This is a genomic window from Streptomyces sp. NBC_01268 (assembly GCF_036240795.1).
Lineage (GTDB): Bacteria > Actinomycetota > Actinomycetes > Streptomycetales > Streptomycetaceae > Streptomyces.
The window spans coordinates 3404001-3425992 of the sequence record NZ_CP108454.1 but is presented as its reverse complement, the minus strand read 5'-3'; the positions used below and the strand labels follow the sequence as shown (position 1 = coordinate 3425992).

The window sequence follows — 21992 nt, the reverse complement described above, 5'->3', positions numbered from 1 at the left end:
CGTCGAGTTTGGTATGTGGAGTGAGAATTCCGCTTGAGCGCCCGGATTGACCCGAAGTCCCCGCCTCGCTCGGGGCCCAGACTCACCCCGCCCCGGCTCACCCGACCTCCGGCCCGCCCGGCCCGCGTCACTCAAGCCCGCCCGGCCCGGCGGCGTAGGCCAGCGGAGGTGCGATCGCCTGCGCGTCCGCCCCCTCGCCGACCCACAGCCCGATGAACAGCGCGGCGGTCGCCTCCAGCAGAGCCGCCCGTTCGAGGCCGCCCCCGGCCACGGGCTCGCACCCCACGTCGCGCACCAGCTCCCGTACCAGCCGCAGGGCCTCCGAGTCGTCCCCGCAGAGCGGTACGGCCAGCGGGCGTCCGTCGAAGACGGGTGGCCGCATGCGCCACACGTCCTCGTGGCAGAGGTTGAACCCCTTGACCACCCTCGCCCCGGGCGCCGCCGCGGCCAGCGACTCCGCGGCCGACGGCCCGCCCTCCGTCAGCAACCGGAAGCCCGCGCCGACCGGGTTGGAACAGTCGAGCAGCACCTTGCCCGCCAGCTCCGCGCGCAGCTCCCGCACCACCTCGGCCCCCGCCCCGAAGGGCAGCGCGCCCAGCACCACGTCCTGACCGGAATCGACCGCCGCGCGCAGCCCACCGGCCCGCGCGCCCCCGCCGACGCGGGCCGCGAGCCGCTCCGCCCGACGCACGTCCCGCCCCCCGACGGTCACCTCGTGCCCGGCCCGCACCCAGTGCACGGCGAGCGCGTCGGCCATGTTCCCCGTCCCCAGCACACCGATCCTCATCCCGAACATCTCCTCCACCACGCCGGATTGACTCGTTCCCACCGACGCTAGAGGGCTGTTCGGGCACCATTCGGTACGTGACGACCGACGCCTTCCTCGCGGACTGCCGCGCCCGCCTCGCCTTCGACCTGCTCTCCCACACCTGGAACGCCGTGGTCCTCTGGGCCCTGCGCGACGCCCCCCTGCGCCCGGTCGAACTCCGGGAGCGCATCGGGGGCATCAGCTCCAAGGTCCTCACGGAGACCCTGCGCAGGCTCCGGTTCAACGGCCTGGTCGACCGGACGACGGACCCGGCCGCACCGGGCCGCGTCGAGTACCGCCTCACCCCGCTGGGCCGCACCTTCCTGGCCCCCATCGAGGCGGCGGGCGCCTGGGCCTTCGAGCACGGGGACGCGGTGATGGCCGCCCAGGAGGCGGCATCGGACTGCTGACCGCACCGCTCAACTCGCGTACAGCATCAGCCCGATGCCCACCACCATCAGCCCGGCCGCCGCGATCCTCGGGCCGCCGAAGCGTTCCTTGAAGAGGAGGGCGCCGATGGCCGCGCCCACGATGATGGAGGACTCGCGCAGCGCCGCGATCGGGGCGAGCGGGGCCTTGGTCTGGGCCCACAGGACGAGGGCGTAGGCGCCGACCGACAGGGCCGCGCCGAGGAGGCCGCGGGCGGCGTACGGGCGGAGTTCGGCGGCCAGGGCGGCGCGGCGGCGGTGCAGGGCGTAGGCGGGGATCACCAGGCCCTCCAGGACCATCAGCCAGGCGATGTAGCCGAGCGGGTTCTCCGAGGCGCGGACGCCGACGCCGTCGACGACCGTGTACGCGGCGATGGACAGGCCCGTCGCGCCCGCCGCCAGCAGGGCCGGCCAGTGCGGGCGGGCGCCCTTGCCGCGGATGCCCCACAGGGCGAGGCCGGTGAGGCCCGCGCAGGCCACCGCGACACCGGCGAGCTGCTCGGCGGACGGGATCTCGGCGACGAACACCGCGGCGAGCAGGGTCACCACGAGCGGCGCCGTGCCCCGGGCGATCGGGTACATCTGGCCGAAGTCGCCGAGTGCGAAGGACTTCATCAGCAGCGCGTAGTACGCCACGTGCAGCACGGCCGACGCGACCAGGTACGGCCACGCCCCGGCCGCCGGCAGCGGCACGAAGCAGGCGGTGACGGCGCCGATCAGGGCGCCGCCGCCGGAGATCAGGGTGAAGGAGAGGAGCTGGTCCTTGATGCCGGCGGCTATCGCGTTCCAACTGGCGTGCGTCACCGCCGCGACCAGCACGGCCGCGACGACGAGCGGCGTCACGCCGTACGCTCGCGGACGTCCACCAGCGCGCCGCCCGCGTGTGCGATCAGCGTCGTGGGGTCCAGCGCGAAGACGGTGTGCGGGGTGCCGGCCGCCGCCCAGACGACCGCGTGGTCGAGCAGCCTGCGGTCGGCGAGGACCCGGGTGCGGGTGCGGTGCCCGAAGGGCGGGACGCCGCCGATCGCGTAGCCCGTCGTGTCGCGGACCAGCCGCGCGTCGGCGCGGGTCACCTCCGCCGCGCCGAGCTCGGCCCGAACCCGTTCCACGTCGACCCGGGAGGCACCGTCCATGAGGACGAGCACGGGCTCCCCGTCCGCCGCGAAGACCAGCGACTTCACGATCTCCGAGACCGCGCAGCCGATGGCCTCGGCGGCCTGCTGCGCGGTCCGTGTCTCGTCCGGGAAGCGCCGGATCTCGACGTCGAGTCCGCACTCCTTCAGGGCGGCGGCGAACTGGGGGTGGGCATCGGCGTGTGACGTCGTCATGGACCGTCACGCTAGCGGTACGTGTACGAGGCATGCGACCCGGTTACGGCGGCGCGGTCGCCGAGGGCGGGGCCGGCCCCGACGGCCGGCTAGTCCGCGTTCAGCACCCCCGCCACGATCGGCCCCGCCGCCGTCGCGCCGTGGCCGGCGCCCTCGACGTACGCCGCCGCCGCGAGGTCGTCCGCGAAGGCGGTGAACCACGAGTCCGAGGTCTCCTGGCCGCCGACCTCGGCCGAGCCGGTCTTGGCGCCCTTGTCGCCGCCGACCGAGGACATCGCCCCGGTCGCCGTGCCGTAGCCCGCCGTCGCGGTGCGCCGCATCAGGTCGCGCAGCTGCCGGGCCACCGAGGGCGACAGCTTCCGCGGGGCCTGGGCGAACGCGCGGTCGTCCAGGCCCTGGGCGACCAGGTACGGCTGCCTGAAGACGCCGCTCTTCGCGGTGGCCGTGATCGACGCCATGTTCAGCGGGTTCATCTGGACGGTGCCCTGCCCGATGTACTGCTCCGCGGCCGCGCCGCCGGTCTCCTCGGGCACCGAGCCGTCCGTGGACCGGATGCCGGTCTTCCACTCCAGCCCGATGCCGAAGACCTGCCGGGCCTCGCGCGCCAGCCCGTAGTCGTCGCCCTCGGTCTTCTCCACGTCGTCGATCTTCTTGATGAAGGCGGTGTTGCAGGAACGCGCGAAGCTCTCCGCGAAGGTCGCGCCCTCCAGCGAGAAGCCCTTCAGGTTCCCGATGGTCCGGCCGTAGTACATGGCGTTCGTCGGGCACTCGGTGACCTGGTCGGCCTTGACCAGGCCCTTTTCGAGCAGCAGCGCCGCGGTGACGATCTTCATCGTGGAGCCGGGCATCTTCTTGCCCTCGAAGGCCGCGTTGAACCCGTTCGCCGGGCTGTTGGCGACCGCCCGTACCGCGCCGGTGGACGGCTGGACCGCGACCACGGACGCCGTGCCGTACCGGCGCACGCCCCGCTCGGCCGCCGCCTGCACATCGGCGTCGATCGTCGTCTCCAGCTTGCCCGGCTCGCCCTTGGCGAGGGTGAGGAGGGTCGTGTCGGGCACGCCCTCCACGCCCGAGTCGACGAAGGTCTCCACACCCGGCTTGCCGCCCGTCGTGGAGCCGTACCGCTCGCGGAGCTGGTCCAGGACCGGCCCGAGCGACGGGTACTTCTCCGCCGTGAGCACCCGGCCCTTGCGGTCGACGGCCTCGACCGCGGCCGTCTCGGCCGCGCCGGTGCGGATCGACGCCGACGCCGAGGTCAGCTTCGGGTGCAGGACGGCCGGCTTCCAGTCGACCAGCGGACGTCCGGTGGTGGCTCCGCGCACCACGGTGAGCTGCGAGGTGTACGTCCAGGGCTTGGTGAGCACCCCGTGCCTGACGGTGGCCTTCACCGTGAAGGGCACCGTCGCGCCCGTAGCCGGCCCCGGCGTGATCGTCGCGTCGACGGCCAGGGCCTGCTCGCGGAAGCCCAGCAGGGCGGGCCCCGACGCGACGGGGTCGTCGGTCAGCTGCGCGGCGCGGTCGAACTCCCCGTCCGCCCAGGCCGCGAGGAAGTCCTTGGCGGTCGTGGTCACCTCGTCGGAGGTGACGGGACCGGTCTTCGGTGCGGCGTCGGAACGCGTCCCGACGCCGTTCGATCCTCCGGTGATCCCGTTCCAGAGGTTGTATCCCCCGTACCCGACCCCGCTCGCCACGACGACGAACACCCCGCCGACCACCGCGACCTTCACACCACTGCGCATGACTGCGACTCCCTCCCCCAGGTTGGCCCAGGCAGCCTATGGGGCAGGAGTGACAGCGGGAACGGTCGTTACCGGAAAGCGACCGGACCGTCTGTTTTCCGCTACACCGGTTCCGGCGCGGGGGACTAGACCCAGGTGTCGAGCCACATCCGGTTCCGCCAACCCTGAATCGGGATCGGCTCCCCGGTGTACAGGGGCCAGAAATAGATGAAATTCCAGACGATGAGGAGAACGAGCACTCCCGCGGCCACCGCCCCGAAAGTGCGCCGTCTTTCCGAGGAACCCGCAGGTCCCACGATCGCCCCGGCCATCATGGCCACCGCGAGACACAGGAACGGGACGAACACCACCGCGTAGAAAAGGAAAATGGTGCGTTCCTGGTAGAGGAGCCAGGGGGCCCAGCCGGCCAGGATGCCGCAGGCGATCGCGCCCGCGCGCCAGTCACGGCGGAACGCCCAGCGCCACAGCACGTACAGGATCGCGAAGCAGGCCGCCCACCACAGCAGCGGCGTGCCGAGGGCCAGGACCTCCTGGGCGCACTTGTCGCTCGCGCCCTCGGGGCAGCCGGACTGGCCGGGCGCGGGGGACTCGTAGAAGTAGGAGACCGGGCGGCCCAGGACGAGCCAGCTCCAGGGGTTGGACTCGTAGGTGTGCGGCGAGCTCAGGCCCACGTGGAACTTGTAGACCTCGGTCTCGTAGTGCCACAGGCTGCGCAGCCAGTCCGGCAGCCAGCCCCAGGCGCCGCCGCCGTTCAGCTTGTCCTGCTCGGCGGCCCAGTTGCGGAAGTAGCCCTTGTCGGTGACGATCCAGCCGGTCCACGACAGCACGTAGGTGCCGATCGCCACCGGGACGACGGAGACGAAGGCCGGCAGCAGATCGCGCCTGAGGACCGCCGCGTACGGACGGATCGCCCCGGCCGTGCGGCGGGCGCCGAGGTCCCACAGGACGGTCATCAGGCCGAACGCGGCCATGATGTACAGGCCGTTCCACTTGGTGCCGGCCGCCAGGCCGAGCATCACGCCGGCCGCGAGCCGCCACGGGCGCCAGCCGAGCCGCAGGCTCTCCGCGACCGACGCGTCCGGCCGCAGCACGCCCTGCTCGTCCTCGGGCAGGCCCGCCGCGAGCCGGGCCCGCGCCTTGTCCCGGTCGACGACCAGACAGCCGAAGGCCGCCAGCACGAAGAACATCAGCACCTGGTCGAGCAGCGCCGTGCGGCTCATCACGAAGTGCAGGCCGTCCACGGTGAGCAGCAGGCCCGCCAGACAGCCCAGGAACGTCGAGCGGAACAGGCGCCGCCCGATCCGGCACAGCATCAGCACCGACAGGGTGCCGAGCAGCGCGACCATGAAACGCCAGCCGAACGGCTCGAAGCCGAACAGCTTCTCGCCGATGCCGATGACCCATTTGCCGACCGGCGGGTGCACGACGTACCCGGGGTCGGTGGGCACGAGGACCGCGCCGGGGTCGTTCAGGATCGTCTTGTCGATGTCCTTCGGCCACGCCCCCTCGTACCCCTGGTTGATCAGGGCCCAGGAGTCCTTCGCGTAGTACGTCTCATCGAATATCACCGCGTGCGGCTTGCCCAGGTTCCAGAACCGCAGCACGCCCGCGACCAGCGCGACCAGCAGCGGTCCGGCCCAGGCGGCGGCGCGCCAGATCCGGTCGGCGGCGGCCGGCCCGATCAGCAGCAGCGACCACAGCCGCTCCGAGGGACGGGTGTACGGCGGCACGAGCCGTTCCCGCAGGCCGACGGAGAGGGCGCCCGTGGTGTCCGGCCGGTAGCCGAACTGCCGCAGCCGCCGCTGCCACGAAGAGGGCTCTGCCACGGTGGGTGCCACGGGGTGCTGACCCTCCAGGGCCTCGGGTGCGGTACTGGTCACCGCGCCATCGTAGGGAACGCGCCTGTGCGCGTCGCCTGTCCGGGCTGGGAGGATGACCCGTGTGACAGGAACGCTGGTACTCGCAGGGACCCCCATCGGCGACATCGCGGACGCACCGCCACGGCTCGCCACCGAACTGGAGAACGCGGACATCGTGGCCGCGGAGGACACCCGAAGGCTGCGCGGACTGACCCGCGCGCTCGGCATCCACACCACGGGCCGGGTCGTGTCCTACTTCGAGGGCAACGAGTCCGCCCGCACGCCCGAGCTGGTCGAGGCACTCGTCGGCGGGGCCCGGGTGCTGCTCGTCACGGACGCCGGGATGCCGTCGGTCTCCGACCCGGGCTACCGCCTCGTCGCGGCCGCCGTCGAGCAGGACATCAAGGTCACGGCCGTGCCGGGCCCGTCGGCCGTGCTCACCGCGCTCGCGCTGTCCGGGCTGCCCGTGGACCGCTTCTGCTTCGAGGGCTTCCTGCCGCGCAAGGCGGGCGAGCGGCTCGGGCGGCTGCGCGAGGTCGCGGACGAGCGCCGGACCCTCGTGTACTTCGAGGCCCCGCACCGGCTCGACGACACGCTCGCCGCGATGGCCGAGGTCTTCGGCGCCGACCGCCGGGCCGCCGTCTGCCGCGAGCTGACCAAGACGTACGAGGAGGTCAAGCGCGGCCCGCTCGCCGAGCTCGCGGCCTGGGCGGCCGAGGGCGTGCGCGGTGAGATCACCGTCGTCGTCGAGGGCGCCCCGGAGGCCGCGCCCGCCGAACTGGACGCCGAGGAGCTGGTGCGCAGGGTGCGGGTGCGCGAGGAGGCGGGGGAGCGCCGCAAGGAGGCCATCGCGGCCGTCGCGGCCGAGGCGGGACTTCCCAAGCGCGAGGTGTTCGATGCCGTGGTGGCGGCAAAGAATGCGGAGGCGGCAGGCCCCGGAAACGGTAAAGGACTAATCTGAAAGGCAAAGCGGAACCCGGCGGCGGGCCCCTCCGAAGCCCCTCAGGGCAAGGAAACGCCAAAGAGCGTCCATGGTTTTTCCGCCACTGATGCGCTCCGGCCGGAAAAGGCGTCCACTGGACCAGTGGAGAGGAGCTGGAATGACTGAGATCACCGGCACCGGAACGCCCGTCGCACACGAGGCGTATGCCTTCGCCTGCATGAGATGCGGCTACGGCTGGGAGCAGGCGTACGAGATAGAGCACCACGTCGACGCCAAGGGTCACGAATTCATCGTCTACAAGGCCGACGGAGAGCGGGTCCCGTCCCCGCTGTCCAGCCCGACCTGCATGAACTGCGGCGGTCACGTCGTGCGGATCATGCGCTCGGGCCAGGTGTCCTCGGTGCTCGACCTGATGGCCGCCGCCGAGCGGCACGGCCACGGGGCGAAGGCGACCAAGCCGGTGTCCATCGCGGGACCGATCGGCCAGGAGCTCACGGAGGACACTCCGGCCGGCCCTGAGCAGGAGAAGCCCGCGCACCACTGGCACCTCTCCGACCTGCTGCATCCCTTCCGCTCCCGGAAGTAGCGCGGCGGCAGGCCTTGGCGGGCGGACTCATGGCCCTCGTACGATCGGGGCCATGAGTTCCAAGGACGCCCCGCCGCCGCTGCCCGAGCCCCTGCTGGTCCCGGTCGCGGACTCGCACACCCATCTCGACATGCAGTCCGGCACCGTCGACGAGGCCCTGACCAAGGCCGCCGCCGTCGGCGTCACCACGGTCGTCCAGGTCGGCTGCGACCTGAAGGGCTCCCAGTGGGCCGCCGAGACCGCCGCCCGGTACGACAACGTGCACGCGGCCGTCGCCCTGCACCCCAACGAGGCGCCCCGGATCGTCCTCGGCGATCCTGGGGGAGGGGGGTCCCGCCACGGGGCCCGTGAGGGCGGCGGGGACGCCGCGCTCGACGAGGCCCTGGCCGAGATCGACCGGCTGGCCGCCCTGCCGTACGTCCGGGCCGTCGGCGAGACCGGCCTGGACCACTTCCGCACCGGCCCCGAGGGCATGGCCGCCCAGGAGCGTTCCTTCCGCGCCCACATCGAGATCGCCAAGCGCCGGAACAAGGCCCTCGTCATCCACGACCGGGAGGCCCACGCCGACGTCCTGCGGGTCCTCGACGAGGAGGGCGCCCCCGAGCGGACCGTCTTCCACTGCTACTCCGGCGACGCCGAGATGGCCGAGATCTGCGCCGCCAAGGGCTACTACATGTCCTTCGCCGGCAACGTCACCTTCAAGAACGCGCAGCCCCTGCGCGACGCCCTCGCCGTCGCCCCGCTGGAGCTCGTCCTCGTCGAGACGGACGCCCCCTTCCTCACCCCCGCGCCCTACCGGGGCCGCCCCAACGCCCCGTACCTGATCCCGGTCACCGTCCGGGCCATGGCGGCGGTGCGCGGCATCGGCGAGGAGGAGCTGGCCGGGGCGATCGCCGTGAACACGGCCCGCGCCTTCGATTACTGATCCATAACGGTTACGTAAGGTAGTCGGGTCGTTCGGGAGAGTGAGCGTGCACGGGACTAGGGTCCCGGCGTCGTGAGCACCCCCCAGTCCGGTCACCGCGCCGGCGCCCGTCGGGCCGCCCGGCGGCGCAAGGCGTCCCCCGTCACCGGCGAGGGGCTGCGGCGGATCGTCCCGCAGGCCCTCGTCGTCGCGTTCCTCGCCGGCGGCACCACCGCCTTCGTCGCCCAGGACAAGGCCGTCCGGCTCTCCGTCGACGGCGTCCCGCGCACCCTGCACACCTTCGCCGACGACGTCGACGAGCTGCTCGCCGACGAGGGCCTCGCCGTCGGGGACCACGACATCGTCGCCCCGGCTCCCGGCGCCGCCCTCGTCAGCGGCGACGAGATCGTCGTCCGGTACGGGCGGCCCGTCGCCCTCACCCTCGACGGGCAGCGCCGCCAGGTGTGGACCACCGCGCGGACCGTCGACGGGGCCCTGCGGCAGCTGGGCGTCCGCGCCGAGGGCGCCTACCTGTCCACGTCCCGCTCGGCGCCCATCTCCCGGCAGGGCCTGGCCCTCGACGTGCGCACCGAGCGGACGGTCACCTTCCTCGCCGACGGCCGGGAGCGGACCGTCCGCACCAACGCGGCCACCGTCCGCGAGGCCTTCGAGGAGGCCGGGATCACCCTCTCGGGCCAGGACACCACCTCCGTGCCGCCCGCCTCCTTCCCGCGCGACGGGCAGACCGTCACCGTGCTGCGGATCACCGGCAGCCAGGAGGTCCGCGAGGAGCCCGTGCCGTACGCCGTCGAGCGGGTCCGCGACCCCGGGCTCTTCGCCGGGACCGAGCTCGTCGAACGGCAGGGCGTCCCCGGCGTCCGCCGCGTCACGTACAGCCTGCGCACCGTCAACGGCGTCCGGCAGCGGCCCCGCCGCACCGGCGAGGAGACCGTCCGCGAGCCCGTCACCCAGAAGGTCCGGATCGGCACCCGCGCGCTGCCCACCTCCGTCGCCGGGGCCGACGGCTTGAACTGGGGCGCGCTGGCCGCCTGCGAGTCCGGCGGGCGCCCCGGCGCCGTCGACCCGTCCGGCACCTACGGCGGGCTCTACCAGTTCGACCCCGGCACCTGGCGCTCGCTCGGCGGCACCGGGGTCGCCCAGAACGCCTCCGCCGAAGAGCAGACGTTCCGGGCGAAGAAGCTGTACGTGACCCGGGGGGCGACTCCGTGGCCCCACTGCGGCCGTAGGCTGTACCGGTGAGCACCACCACCGGACCCGACAGTCCCGACGCCCTCCTCGGCCCCGCAGACATCCGCGAGCTGGCCGCCGCCCTCGGCGTGCGCCCGACCAAGCAGAAGGGCCAGAACTTCGTCATCGACGCGAACACGGTCCGGCGGATCGTCCGCACGGCCGAGGTGCGCCCCGACGACGTGGTCGTGGAGGTGGGACCCGGACTCGGCTCCCTCACCCTCGCCCTCCTGGAGGCCGCGGACCGGGTGACCGCCGTCGAGATCGACGACATCCTCGCCGCCGCCCTGCCGTCCACCATCGCCGCCCGCATGCCGCGGAAGAAGGACCGCTTCGCGCTGGTCCACTCCGACGCCATGCAGGTCCAGGAGCTGCCGGGCCCGCCGCCCACCGCGCTCGTCGCCAACCTGCCGTACAACGTCGCCGTCCCGGTGCTGCTGCACATGCTGGACCGCTTCCCGACCATCGAGCGGACCCTCGTCATGGTCCAGGCCGAGGTCGCCGACCGGCTCGCCGCACGGCCCGGCAACAAGGTGTACGGCGTGCCGTCGGTCAAGGCCAACTGGTACGCGGAGGTCAAGCGGGCCGGTTCCATCGGCCGCAACGTCTTCTGGCCCGCGCCCAACGTCGACTCCGGCCTCGTCTCGCTGGTGCGGCGCACCGAGCCGGTGCGGACCACCGCCTCCAAGCGGGAGGTCTTCGCGGTCGTCGACGCGGCCTTCGCCCAGCGCCGCAAGACCCTGCGCGCCGCCCTCGCGACCTGGGCGGGCTCGCCCGCCGCGGCCGAGGCGGCCCTGGTGGCGGCGGGCATCTCGCCGCAGGCGCGCGGCGAGGCCCTGACGGTCGAGGAGTTCGCCCGGATCGCGGAGGCCAAGGCGTGAGCGGCGCCGTCACCGTACGGGTGCCCGCCAAGGTCAACGTGCAGCTGGCGGTCGGCGGTGCCCGGCCCGACGGCTTCCACGACCTGGCCAACGTCTTCCTCGCGGTCTCCCTGTACGACGAGGTGACCGCCACGCCCGCGCAGGGGCTGACGATCACCTGCGAGGGCCCCGACGCCGACAAGGTGCCGCTCGACCGCACCAACCTGGCGGCCCGGGCGGCCGAGCTGCTCGCGGCCCGGCACGGCATCGCCCCCGACGTGCACCTGCACATCGCCAAGGACATCCCCGTCGCGGGCGGCATGGCCGGCGGCAGCGCCGACGGCGCGGGCGCCCTGCTGGCCTGCGACGCCCTGTGGGGCCTGGACACCCCGCGCGCCGAACTCCTGGAGATCTGCGCCGAGCTGGGCAGTGACGTGCCGTTCAGCCTGGTCGGCGGGGCCGCCCTCGGCGTCGGCCGGGGCGAGCGGCTGACGGAGCTTCCCGTCGGCGGCGCCTTCCACTGGGTCTTCGCCGTCGCCGACGGCGGGCTCTCCACCCCCGCCGTCTACGGCGAGTTCGACCGCCTCAACGAGGGCGTGGAGGTGCCCGAGCCGGTCGCCTCCCCGGCACTGCTGGACGCCCTGCGCACCGGCGACACGACCGCCCTCGCCGGGACCCTCGCCAACGGCCTCCAGGCCGCCGCCCTGTCGCTGCGGCCCTCGCTGGCCGCGACGCTGGAGGCCGGCACGGCGGCCGGGGCGCTGGCCGCCCTGGTCTCCGGCTCGGGCCCGACGACCGCGTTCCTGGTGAAGGACGCCGAGGCCGCCGAGGCGGTCGCGGCGGCCCTGACCGCCTCCGGCACCTGCCGCGCGGCCCGGGTGGCGACGTCCCCGGCGCCGGGCGCGACCGTCCTCGGCTAGACCTCAGTCCTTGTTCTTGGAGATCCGGGCGAGCAGCAGGTTCGGGTCAGGGTTCTGCTCGACGAAGAAGGCCGCGCTGTTCACGTAGACGCTCTTGGCGTGCACGGCCACGGAGGTCGGGTTCTGCAGTCCGTCGGCCTGTGTGAGGACCGTCTTGTGGCTGCCGTCCGGGCGGACGAAGGCGAGCTCGTGGAGCGTGTTGAGGGCGGCGAGGACGGTGTCGCCGTGCCCGGTGAAGGCGAAGTCGTCGATGGTCGTGAGCCCGGTCGCCCGCGTCTCGACGGGGCCCGCGGCCCCGTCGTGCCCGTCCCCGAACGGGATGCGCAGCAGGGTGCCCCGGGCCGTGTTGGACACCCAGACGGCGCCGTCGTGCAGCTTGATGCCGTTGGAGCCGAAGGGGAGCGCCGCGGTGGGTTCGAGCGCGGACCCGGTGGCCCACGCGGTGGGCTCGCCGCCGTCCAGGGGGACCTTCCACACGGTGCCGAGGGTCGAGTCGGCGGCGTAGAGGGAGCCGCAGTCCTCGTCGAGGGCGAGACCGTTGGGCAGGCCGTCGGCGGGCAGCTGAGCGATCTGCTCGGGGGCGCTCCCGTCGGGGGCGATGCGCCAGACGCCGGTCTCGGGCGTCCCGGTGGCGTAGTTGACGTACAGGGTGCCGTCCTCGGCGCGGGCGATGCCGGTGACGATCGCGGCGCCGATGTTCGGGGTCTGCGGGTTCTGCACGGCGGGCAGGGTGGCGAGGATCCGGGTGTCGCCGTGCCGGTCGACGCGGGCGACCTGGCGGGCGTAGAGGAACGTGAGGTCGGCGGAGCCGTCGGGTTCGAGGGCGATGTTCTCCGGGGTCTGTCCGGCGGCGAAGTCGAAGTGCGCGAGGACGTGCGGGTCCGTCACGGTCGGGTCGCCTGCGGAGGCGGCGGGTCCGGCGGCGAACACGCCGAGCGCGGCGCCGGCGGCGACGGCGACGGCCAGGCGGGGGATGCGGGCCATGGTCTCTCCTGGGGGATGCGGTGCGTCCCCCGAACATGACGGGCCGTCAGGTCGTCTGTCCGGCAGCCGGGGCCGGGGAGTCGCCCGCGCGGCCGAGGACAGCACTCCGTTCGTACTCACGCGCGGGTTGAGTACGGCGACCCTGACGGCACGCGGCACCGGCGCGGGACCGTACCCGCATGGGAACCAGCGCGCGTGACCTCGCTGCCGCGACCCCGGCCACCCGGGACCGCTACGTCGACCTGATCCGGGTCGCCTCGCTCGCCGTCGTCGTCCTCGGCCACTGGCTGATGGCCGCCGTCACCGCCGACGGGCGGATCGACAACCTCCTCGCCGTCGTCCCCGGCCTCCAGGTGCTGACCTGGGGCCTCCAGGTGATGCCGGTGTTCTTCTTCGTCGGAGGCTTCGCCCACGCCCTCGCCCACCGCTCGCGCCCGCGGTACGCGGCCTTCCTGCGGGCCCGGCTGCAACGCCTCCTGCGCCCCACGATGGTCTTCATCGGGGTGTGGGGCGCCCTCGCCCTCGCCGTCCAGCTGCTCGGCGCGGACGGGGGACTCACCGGGGTCGCGCTGAGGCTGGTCACCCAGCCGCTGTGGTTCATCGGCATCTACCTGGCGATGGTCGCCTTCACCCCGCCGCTCCTGAGGCTGCACGAGCGCTGGGGCTGGGGGGCGTTCGCCGCCCTCGTCGCGGGTGCGGTGGCGGTGGACGTGCTGCGCTTCGCGGCCGGGGTGCCGTACGTGGAGTTCCTGAACTTCGCCTTCGTCTGGCTGGCCGTCCACCAGCTCGGCTTCCTGCGCGCCGACGGCATGATCCGCCGCCCCGCCCTCCTCGCCGCCACGGGACTCGCGGGCGCGGCCCTGCTGGTGGCCCTCGGCCCGTATCCCCTCTCGATGGTCGGCATGCCCGGCGAGAAGGTCTCCAACATGGCCCCGCCGACCCTCGCCCTGCTCTGCCACGGCCTGTGGCTGGTCGGCGCGGTCGAGCTCCTGAAGGGCCCCGGCGCCCGCCTCACGGCCCGCGCCCGGGTCTGGCACGCGGTCGTCGCCGCGAACGGCATCGCCATGACCGCGTTCCTCTGGCACCTCACGGCGATGCTCGGCGTGTACGGCACGCTGCTCGCCCTCGACGTCCCGCTGCCGGCCCCCGCCACGGGCGCCTGGTGGGCCCAGACCCCGCCCCGCCTCCTCGCCGCGGCCGCCCTCACGGCCCTCCTCGTCGCCCTCTTCCGCCGCTTCGAGCGCCCGTCCCCGCCCGCCCCCTCCGACGGCACCGGCGGCCCGCTCGCCGCCCTCGGCATCACCCTGGCGCTGCTCGGCGTCCTGTCCCTCTCGACCACCGGCTTCGCCGGCCTCCTGGAGGGCCACACCTCCACGCTGATAGCCGTCCGCGTCACGGCCCCGGCCGCCGTCGCGATGGCGCTGGCGGGCTGGTTCCTGGTGGAGCGGGCGGGGCGGGGGCGGTGAGTCGGGGCGCCGTCCTCAGCCGAGGTCGTCCACCGGCTCGGTGCTCGGCGCGTCGCAGCCGTGGGCCTTCGCCGAGCGGTCGGCGAAGCGCTGGAGGGCGGCGCGCAGGGCCGGGTGGTCCAGTGAGAGGGGGCTCGTGTCGCGGGCGTCGGTGGTCGCGTACACGTCGTAGGCGGCGCGGCGGACCGCGTCATGGCACCGGGACCACAGCGCGTAGCGGCCGTCGGGGTGGTCGCCCGGGCGGGCGGTGGCGGACTCCAGGCGGTCCCGCCTGTTCTCGTCCAGGGCGGGGCCGTACGAGGCGGTGAAGGTGTAGAGCGGGGCGCCCTTCAGGCCGCCGAGCACGCAGCCCTCCTGGGGCTTGGGGCCTACGGCGGTTTCGACGGCGGTCCGCACACCCCAGCGGGCGGCGGTCGGCGCGTCCACGAGGCCGGCGCAGCTGCCGGAGACCGAGGCGAAGGGCCTGTAGTCCCAGGCGTTCACCGAGACGCCGACCTGCCGCACCGGCTCGCCCTCGGCGACCCGGCACCCCTCCTGCCGGGCGTAGGCCGTCGCCGTCCCGGTCAGTACGGCGGCGAGCCGGGCTCGTTCCTCGGGCCGGCCGAAGTCGAGCCGGTCGGTCCGGGCGCGCACCTCGGCGACAAAGCCGTCGCCCGGTCTGCCGGCGCACCCGAGCAGGACCGTGGCGAGGGCATCGCCACGGTCGTCGGAGTCCCGGTCGGGGTCGAAGGCGAAGCCGCCGGTCCAGCCGCGGCCGAGCGGCGCGTCGGTGCGGTCAGCCTGGACGCTCGACCGGCGGTCGCCCGCCCCGCTCACCGTCACGCGCAGGTCGATCCGGCCGTCCTCCTCGTCGGCGTCGGCCTCGCTGACCCGGCACTGCCACCAGGAGTCGCCGTGGCCCCGCCGGACCTCCGCCGTCACCTCTGCCCCGTCCACCAGCTCCCGCACCGGAGCCGCCGCCAGAGTGCCGTCGCACGCCGAGTCCAGGGCCGCGTCGTGGCGCACGTCGCCCGAGGCCCAGAAGAGGGCGCCCGCGGCGAGGGCCGCCGCGGCGACCAGGGCCGCCGCGAGGCGCAGCCGCCGGCGCCGTGTCGGTGTCTCCGTGCTCACTGCCACACCGTCCCCAGGCTTTTCGTGTCGCGGCAGTGCGCCGCCTCCAGGTAGCGGCCGAGCAGCGTGTCGGCCCGGTCCGCGAGGCCGTCCCGCTCCTGGGCCGTCACACTCACCCGGTGCAGGGCCGGGCCGTCGGCGCAGCGGGCCTCGGCCCAGGCCGCGACCGTGTAGGAACGCCGGCCGGTGCCGGGGGGCGGGGTGCTCCGGCCCGCGGTGGCCAGCTCGTGCCCGTACTCCGTGCGTACCTCCGGCAGGAGCTCGCCCCACCAGCTCGCCGACGTCACGCCGATGCTCCGTGCGCCCTTCAGACCGCCGGTTTCGCAGCCGCGGGCCCCGGTGTGGGCGGCGCCGTCGTCGGCCTGCCCGGTCGGCTTCCAGCCGGGGCCGAGCGACGCGGGGGAGAACCAGCCGCAGGCGGCCCGGGTGTCCTTCCCGTCCTCCTCGGACCCGGCGTCCCGGAACGGCTTCACGTCCGCCGCGCGCACCGGCGCACCACCGCAGTGGTGGTCCGCGCGCAGGCCGTTCGCGACGGCCGCCACCGCCGGGGCGACCGCCTCGCGCGGGAGGTCGTCGGTCGCGTCCCCGGACAGCGACCCGTACACGCGGAAGCCGGTCACCGGCCGCGGGTATCCGGGCAGCCCGCCCGGGCAGGCGACCGTGGTCGTGGCGTCGGCGAGCCGGTAGTCCCCGTCCCAGCGGGGCGCGTGCTCGTAGGGGTCGCCGGTGACGTGCTCGATCCGCACGCCCTTCAGCGGGGCCTCCAGGACCGGGACCGCCGTCACCTCCAGTCGCCCCTCGTCGGCACCCACGCCGCAGGAGACCAGTCCGCGCGGCCCCGGGCCGCTCCGCTCGTCCCACCACTCGTCCTCGGGCAGCAGGCCGCGCACCGCGTCCCGGGGCAGCACCCCGCCGCAGGCGCGGGCCAGCACGTCCGTGTCGTGGCTCGTCCGGCGCTCGGCCCGCACCAGCACGAAGCCCGCGATCAGCGCCGCCGCGAGCAGGACCAGAGTGGCCTGCGGCAGCCGGCGGTGCCGCCGGAACCGCGCCCATGCCGAGTCGTCCATCCCAGGCCCCCGCCCCTGTACACAGTCGCGAACGAATCACCGCACGCTATCCCACCCGCCCCGCCCGTCTACCCTGGACGTCGATCGATCCCCCGGTACAGGAGTGAAATGGCCGTCAACCTGGTCAATGTCGAGTCCGTCAGCAAGGTGTACGGCACACGTGCGCTGCTCGACGGGGTCTCGCTCGGCGTCTCCGAAGGGGACCGGATCGGCGTCGTGGGGCGGAACGGTGACGGGAAGACCACCCTGATCCGGATGCTCGCGAAGCTGGAGGAGGCCGACACCGGTCGCGTCACGCACAGCGGCGGCCTGCGGCTCGGGGTGCTCACCCAGCACGACTCGCTCGACCCGAAGGCGACCATCCGGCACGAGGTCATCGGCGTCATGGCCGACCACGAGTGGGCCGGCAGCGCCAAGATCCGGGACGTGCTCACCGGCCTGTTCGGCGGGCTCGACCTGCCCGGCTTCGAGAACGGGCTCGACACCGTGATCGGGCCGCTGTCCGGTGGCGAGCGGCGGCGCATCGCGCTCGCCAAGCTGCTCATCGAGGACCAGGACCTGCTCGTCCTCGACGAGCCCACCAACCACCTCGACGTCGAGGGCATCGCCTGGCTCGCCGGGCATCTGCGCGAGCGGCGCTCCGCGCTCGTCTGCGTGACCCACGACCGCTGGTTCCTCGACCAGGTCTGCACCCGCATGTGGGACGTGCAGCGCGGCGCCGTCTACGAGTACGAGGGCGGCTACTCCGACTACGTCTTCGCCCGCGCCGAGCGCGAGCGGATCGCCGCCACGGAGGAGGTCAAGCGGCAGAACCTGGTCCGCAAGGAGCTCGCCTGGCTGCGCCGCGGCGCCCCGGCCCGTACCTCCAAGCCGCGCTTCCGGATCGAGGCGGCCAACGCGCTCATCGCGGACGTGCCGGAGCCGCGCGACTCCTCCGAGCTGATGAAGTTCGCCAACGCCCGGCTCGGCAAGACCGTCTTCGACCTGGAGGACGTGACCGTCACCGCCGGTCCCAAGACGCTCCTCCAGCACCTCACCTGGCAGCTCGGCCCCGGCGACCGCATCGGCCTGGTCGGCGTCAACGGCGCCGGCAAGACCTCGCTGCTGCGCGCCCTCGCCGAGGCCTCCCGCACCGACGGCGAGGCGCAGCCGCCGGCCGGGCGGATCACGGTCGGCAAGACCGTGCGGCTCGCCTACCTCTCCCAGGACGTCACCGAACTCCCCGGCTCGCTGCGCGTCCTGGAGGCCGTGCAGCAGATCCGCGACCGGGTCGACCTCGGCAAGGGCCGGGAGATGACCGCCGGGCAGCTCTGCGAGCAGTTCGGCTTCGGCAAGGACAAGCAGTGGACGCCGGTCGGCGACCTGTCCGGTGGCGAGCGGCGCCGGCTCCAGCTGCTGCGGCTGCTCATGGACGAGCCCAACGTGCTCTTCCTCGACGAGCCGACCAACGACCTGGACATCGAGACCCTGACGCAGCTGGAGGACCTCCTCGACGGCTGGCCGGGCTCGATGGTGGTCATCTCCCACGACCGGTTCTTCCTGGAGCGCACCACCGACCGCACCTTCGCGCTGCTGGGCGACCGGGCGCTGCGGATGCTGCCGCGCGGCATCGACGAGTACCTGGAGCGCCGCCGGAGGATGATCGAGGCCGCCGTCCCGGCCACCCCCGCTCCTTCCGCCGCGCCGAAGCAGGGCGTGTCGGCGGCGGACGCGCGCGCCGCGAAGAAGGAGCTGCAGAAGGTCGAGCGGCAGCTCGACAAGCTCTCCGACAAGGAGGCCAAGCTGCACGCCCAGATCGCGGACAACGCCACGGACTTCGAGAAGGTCGCGAAGCTGGACGCCGAGCTCCGTGAACTCGCAGGTGAGCGCGAGGAACTGGAAATGCGCTGGCTGGAACTGGCCGAAGACGCGTAGAGATGTCGTAGAGGACGAGTAACGACGTCATCACGGGCCGGTCCTCCCTTGGGAACAAGGGGCGGACCGGTCACTTTTGCGCCATCCGGTGAGTGGTAGAAAGAAAACCCGCTCACAAAAGGGGGAAGCGCTGATGACCCAGCCGCCCAGCAACCAGCCGCCGGGGGGCTTCGGCGCTCCGGACCCGAACGTCCCGCCGGTCCCGCCGATGCCTCCGCAGGCACCGCCGGTCCCGCCGCAGGCCCCGGCCCCGCAGACGCCGCCGCCGGGCCCGTACGGGTACCCGCAGCAGGCCCCGCAGGCCCCGCAGACGCCGCCGCCCGGGCAGCCGGGACCGTACGGCTATCCGCAGCAGCCGGGTCCGTACGCCCAGCAGCCCGGACCCTACGGCCAGCAGCCCGGTCCGTACGGTCAGCAGCCCAACCCGTACGGCGGTTACCCGACCGCGCCGATGCAGCAGGCCCCGCCCCCGGGCGGCGGCAAGAACCCGTTCAAGGGCAAGCCCGGCGTCATCGTCGCCGCGGCCGCCGCCGCGCTGCTCGTCATCGGCGGCGTCAGCTGGTTCGCGCTCAGCGGTGACGACGAGAAGGAGCCGATCGCCCAGCCGACCAACTCCGCCACCACCACCCCGAAGCCGACGGACTCCGTCGACGAGGGTGACGGCAGCGGCGACGGCGAGAACGGCGACGAGAGCCTGAACGCCGGCCGCAAGGACGGCGAGGCCAAGATCAACTGGCTGCTCAAGAACAACGTCGACCTGCCGCGCAACGGCGCCGACGTCTACGGCCCGTGGATCGTCGGCGACACCGTCGTCAAGGCCATGTACAAGGGCATCGACGGCTACAGCCTGTCCGACGGCTCCGCCAAGTGGCACCTCGACGTGCCCTTCGAGCTGTGCGCCGCCCCGCCGGAGCCCTCCGCCGACGGCGTCATGGTCTTCGCGTACAACGACAGCGCGGGCGACCGCGCCAAGTGCACGCAGATGCAGCAGGTCGACCTCAAGACCGGCAAGGCGGGCTGGAAGAAGGCCGTCCCGAAGGCCACCGGCCTCTTCGCCTTCTCCGACAACACCCTCACCATCAGCGGCAACACGGTGACCGCGGCCGGCTCCAGCTCCGCGTACGGCTTCTCGCTGGCCGACGGCCGGCAGCTGTTCTCCTCGCCGACCAGCGGCTGCAAGCCCTTCGCGTACGCGGGCGGCAGCAAGCTGATCGCCGCCTCCAAGTGCCCCTCCGGCGACGTGAACAAGCAGTCGCAGGCGGTCAGCGAGGTCGACCCGAACACGGGCAAGCCCAAGTGGACCTTCAAGCTGGAGGTCGACTGGGAGGTGGACCGGGTCTACTCGGTCGACCCGCTGGTCATCTCCGCCACCCAGCGCGAGCAGAAGAAGTGGGCGATCTTCTCGCTCAAGGCCAACGGCACCGAGCGCTCGCAGATCCAGGGCGGCAAGGACAAGTTCGCCCCCCGCTGCGGCGGCTCCTTCGTCGTCTTCGGCAAGAACCTGCAGGGCTGCACCGGGGTGGCCGCCGACGCGAACACCTTCTACATGTCCACGGAGACCGCGTACGGCACGCCGAACGAGGTCATCGCCTTCGACCTGAACACCGGCAAGCCCAAGTGGCGTTCCAAGGCGCCCGGCGAGCAGCAGATGAAGCCGCTCCGCATGGAGGGCTCCGACGTGCTGCTCTACATCGAGCCCCGCTACGACGCGGGCGGCGCGGTCGCGACCGTCGCCCCGACGGGCGGCGCGCCGAAGGTGCTGCTCCAGCACCAGGCGGCGGTCTCGACGGTCGAGAGCTCCTTCTACAGCGCCGGCTACGCCTACGGGAACGGCACCTTCGTGATCGCCGCGGGCCGGGTCTCCGCCTCCAACGACAAGGAGGAGAAGGAGACCAAGACGATGATGGCGTACGGCAAGTGACGTCCCGCCCGTCCCGTCCCCTTCCCCACTCCGAGGTACCCACGCCATGACGCAGCCACCGCCACCGCCGAACCAGCCCCCGGGCGGCTTCGGCGCGCCGCAGGATCCCCCGCCGGGCGGGTTCGGCGCACCGCAGGACCCGCCGCCGGGCGGCTTCGGCGCGCCGACGCCCCCGCCGCAGCAGGCCCCGTACGGCTACCCGCAGCAGCCGGGGCAGCCGACGCCGCCGCCCGCGCAGCCGCCCTACGGCTACCCGCCGCAGCAGCCGCCGACCCCGCCGCAGCAGGCCCCGTACGGGTATCCGCAGCAGCAGCCGGGCCAGCCGCAGCAGCCGCCGTACGGCTACCCGACCCAGCCGCAGTACCCCCAGTACCAGCAGACGCCCCCGCCGGGTCCCGGCGGAGGCAAGAAGCTGACGACGCAGATGCAGATCCTCATCGCGGCGGCCGTGGCCGTCGTGCTGATCATCGGCGGCGGCGTCTGGTACGCGAGCTCCGGCGGCGGTGACGAGGGCAAGGACGCCAAGGGCACGTCCGGCTCCACCGCCAACGGCGGCGCGGACGCCGGTTCCGGCGGTAGCACCGGCGGGGGCGGCAAGGAGAAGGCCCCGTCGAACACCTCGGCGAAGATGACCGTCCAGCTGCCGCAGCCCAAGGTCGAGGACGTCACCGACGTCGCCGGCTCCTGGATCACCGACAAGGCGTACGTGAAGACCGGGGTCAACTCGGTCGTCGCGTACGACCTCGACAAGGGCACCGTGCTGTGGACGCTGCCGCTGACCGGCCAGGTCTGCGGCGCCTCCTCGCACGTCACCGCGGACGGGAAGACGCCGATCCTGTTCGAGGCGACCAAGCGGCTGCCCCCGAAGAACTACCAGCCGTGCACCGAGGTCGGCCTGGTCGACCTCAACGCCGGCAAGCTGGTCTGGTCGACCTCCGTCACCGGCGGCTCCGCGGGTGACAGCAAGGCCAAGTTCAGCGAGGTCACGCTCAGCGGCGCGACCGTCGCGGCCGGCGGCACCGACGGCGGCGCGGCCTTCGACGTCGCCAACGGCAACCCGCGCTGGAAGCCGCAGGCCAACTCCCAGAACTGCTACGACATGGGGTACGGCGGCGGCGAGGGCCTGGTCGCGGCCCGCAAGTGCGGTCAGTACGGCAGCCAGTACGTGCTGATCCAGAACCTCAACCCGACCACGGGCGCCCCGATCTCGCAGTTCAAGATGCCCGCGGGCGTCGACTACGCCTCGGTCGTCTCGACCAAGCCGCTGGTGGTGGCCGCCGACGTCGGCGACACCGCGACCGACGGCTCCGGCATCTCGGACTTCTTCTCCATCGACGAGAAGACCGGCAAGCTGAAGGCGAAGATCACCGCGGACTCCGAGCGCTACGCGGCCCGCTGCCGCTCCACCGAGGTGGAGAACTGCAGCAAGGTCGTGGTCGGCAACGGGCGGCTCTACCTGCCCACCGAGGAGCACGAGGGCAGCACCGGGGAGTACGGCGACGAGACCAACGAGATCGTCGCGTTCGACCTGGCCAGCGGCAAGCCGGTGCCCGAGAAGGCGGACGCGGGCGACCGCTACACGCTGGTGCCGCTGCGCATGGACGGCGGCAACATCGTCGCGTACAAGCTGCCCCCCTACGACAAGGGCGGGAAGATCGTCTCCATCGACGGGGGCTCCATGAAGGAGACCACGCTGCTGGAGAACCCGGTGGAGAAGGGCATCAACAGCCCCGAGCGGTCCTTCTCCTCGGACTACGCGGAGATCGACTACGCGGACGGGCGGCTCTTCCTGTCCGAGGTCATGATCGACAAGCCGCGCTCGGCCTCCTCCACCAAGGAGTACCTGGTGGTGGGGTACAGCACTCACTGACGTTCCGTCACGGACCCGGCCCGGCGCACCGATTCAC

General features: G+C 73.3%; 19 protein-coding genes. 11 read left to right on the top strand and 8 right to left on the bottom strand.

Annotated elements, in window-relative coordinates:
- Window positions 1-127 precede the first annotated feature (127 nt).
- Entirely contained in the window at window positions 128-787 is a 660-nt protein-coding gene (locus tag OG309_RS15095; RefSeq protein WP_329421258.1) for an NADPH-dependent F420 reductase, read from the bottom strand.
- Window positions 788-864: 77 nt separating this feature from the next.
- Between OG309_RS15095 and OG309_RS15090 the strand changes: the two genes are divergently transcribed.
- Window positions 865-1218: a winged helix-turn-helix transcriptional regulator gene (locus OG309_RS15090; protein ID WP_329421256.1), complete on the top strand. Its 354-nt coding sequence runs from the start codon at window positions 865-867 to the stop codon at window positions 1216-1218.
- A 9-nt stretch (window positions 1219-1227) separates the two neighbouring features.
- Here the strand turns inward: OG309_RS15090 and OG309_RS15085 are convergent, their stop codons facing one another.
- The 4 genes from OG309_RS15085 to OG309_RS15070 all read right to left on the bottom strand — a co-directional run bounded on the left by OG309_RS15085 (window position 1228) and on the right by OG309_RS15070 (window position 6183).
- The gene (locus tag OG309_RS15085; protein WP_329421255.1) at window positions 1228-2079 is read right to left on the bottom strand and encodes a DMT family transporter; all 852 of its coding nucleotides are present in this window, start codon (window positions 2077-2079) and stop codon (window positions 1228-1230) included.
- Window positions 2076-2564 carry a YbaK/EbsC family protein gene (locus OG309_RS15080; protein ID WP_329421254.1) on the bottom strand — a complete coding sequence of 163 codons (489 nt, stop codon included), beginning with the start codon at window positions 2562-2564 and terminating at the stop codon, window positions 2076-2078. The genes OG309_RS15085 and OG309_RS15080 overlap by 4 nt, the downstream gene beginning before the upstream one ends.
- 89 nt (window positions 2565-2653) lie before the next feature.
- Window positions 2654-4303, bottom strand: coding sequence for a penicillin-binding transpeptidase domain-containing protein (locus OG309_RS15075; protein WP_329421253.1), 1650 nt, complete (start codon window positions 4301-4303; stop codon window positions 2654-2656).
- Window positions 4304-4428: 125 nt separating this feature from the next.
- Window positions 4429-6183: a dolichyl-phosphate-mannose--protein mannosyltransferase gene (locus tag OG309_RS15070; RefSeq protein ID WP_329421252.1), complete on the bottom strand. Its 1755-nt coding sequence runs from the start codon at window positions 6181-6183 to the stop codon at window positions 4429-4431.
- 52 nt (window positions 6184-6235) lie between these two features.
- Here OG309_RS15070 and rsmI point away from each other — a divergent pair, with 52 nt between their 5' ends.
- From rsmI to OG309_RS15040, 6 genes are all read left to right on the top strand, one after another.
- Window positions 6236-7123, top strand: coding sequence for a 16S rRNA (cytidine(1402)-2'-O)-methyltransferase (rsmI, locus tag OG309_RS15065; protein WP_329421251.1), 888 nt, complete (start codon window positions 6236-6238; stop codon window positions 7121-7123).
- Window positions 7124-7262: 139 nt separating this feature from the next.
- The gene (locus tag OG309_RS15060; RefSeq protein WP_329421250.1) at window positions 7263-7691 is read left to right on the top strand and encodes a hypothetical protein; all 429 of its coding nucleotides are present in this window, start codon (window positions 7263-7265) and stop codon (window positions 7689-7691) included.
- A gap of 52 nt (window positions 7692-7743) precedes the next feature.
- Window positions 7744-8616: a TatD family hydrolase gene (locus OG309_RS15055; RefSeq protein WP_329421249.1), complete on the top strand. Its 873-nt coding sequence runs from the start codon at window positions 7744-7746 to the stop codon at window positions 8614-8616.
- Between the two features lie 72 nt (window positions 8617-8688).
- Window positions 8689-9855 (top strand): ubiquitin-like domain-containing protein, encoded by a 1167-nt coding sequence (locus OG309_RS15050; protein WP_329421247.1) that lies wholly within the window; start codon window positions 8689-8691, stop codon window positions 9853-9855.
- A complete protein-coding gene (gene rsmA / locus OG309_RS15045; protein ID WP_329421246.1) occupies window positions 9852-10724 on the top strand; it encodes a 16S rRNA (adenine(1518)-N(6)/adenine(1519)-N(6))-dimethyltransferase RsmA in 873 nt (290 codons plus the stop codon). Before OG309_RS15050 ends, rsmA begins: the two co-directional genes overlap by 4 nt.
- Window positions 10721-11623, top strand: a complete 903-nt coding sequence (locus tag OG309_RS15040; protein WP_329421244.1) for a 4-(cytidine 5'-diphospho)-2-C-methyl-D-erythritol kinase — start codon at window positions 10721-10723, stop codon at window positions 11621-11623. The genes rsmA and OG309_RS15040 overlap by 4 nt, the downstream gene beginning before the upstream one ends.
- 3 nt (window positions 11624-11626) lie before the next feature.
- Here the strand turns inward: OG309_RS15040 and OG309_RS15035 are convergent, their stop codons facing one another.
- Window positions 11627-12607: a hypothetical protein gene (locus OG309_RS15035; RefSeq protein ID WP_329421242.1), complete on the bottom strand. Its 981-nt coding sequence runs from the start codon at window positions 12605-12607 to the stop codon at window positions 11627-11629.
- 179 nt (window positions 12608-12786) lie between these two features.
- Here OG309_RS15035 and OG309_RS15030 point away from each other — a divergent pair, with 179 nt between their 5' ends.
- Complete coding sequence (locus tag OG309_RS15030; RefSeq protein WP_329421241.1) at window positions 12787-14073, top strand: acyltransferase family protein; 1287 nt, start codon at window positions 12787-12789, stop codon at window positions 14071-14073.
- A 15-nt stretch (window positions 14074-14088) separates the two neighbouring features.
- Here OG309_RS15030 and OG309_RS15025 read toward each other — a convergent pair whose 3' ends face one another.
- Both OG309_RS15025 and OG309_RS15020 read right to left on the bottom strand, forming a co-directional pair.
- On the bottom strand, window positions 14089-15183 hold the full coding sequence (locus OG309_RS15025) for a hypothetical protein (protein WP_329421240.1): 1095 nt from the start codon (window positions 15181-15183) through the stop codon (window positions 14089-14091).
- Window positions 15180-16250, bottom strand: a complete 1071-nt coding sequence (locus OG309_RS15020) for a hypothetical protein (protein WP_329421238.1) — start codon at window positions 16248-16250, stop codon at window positions 15180-15182. The genes OG309_RS15025 and OG309_RS15020 overlap by 4 nt, the downstream gene beginning before the upstream one ends.
- A gap of 108 nt (window positions 16251-16358) precedes the next feature.
- On the opposite strand from OG309_RS15020, the gene OG309_RS15015 reads away from it, so the two are divergent.
- From OG309_RS15015 to OG309_RS15005, 3 genes are all read left to right on the top strand, one after another.
- Window positions 16359-18164, top strand: coding sequence for an ABC-F family ATP-binding cassette domain-containing protein (locus OG309_RS15015; RefSeq protein ID WP_329421237.1), 1806 nt, complete (start codon window positions 16359-16361; stop codon window positions 18162-18164).
- 133 nt (window positions 18165-18297) lie between these two features.
- On the top strand, window positions 18298-20085 hold the full coding sequence (locus OG309_RS15010; protein WP_329421236.1) for an outer membrane protein assembly factor BamB family protein: 1788 nt from the start codon (window positions 18298-18300) through the stop codon (window positions 20083-20085).
- A 46-nt stretch (window positions 20086-20131) separates the two neighbouring features.
- Window positions 20132-21955, top strand: coding sequence for an outer membrane protein assembly factor BamB family protein (locus OG309_RS15005; protein ID WP_329421235.1), 1824 nt, complete (start codon window positions 20132-20134; stop codon window positions 21953-21955).
- Window positions 21956-21992 lie beyond the last annotated feature (37 nt).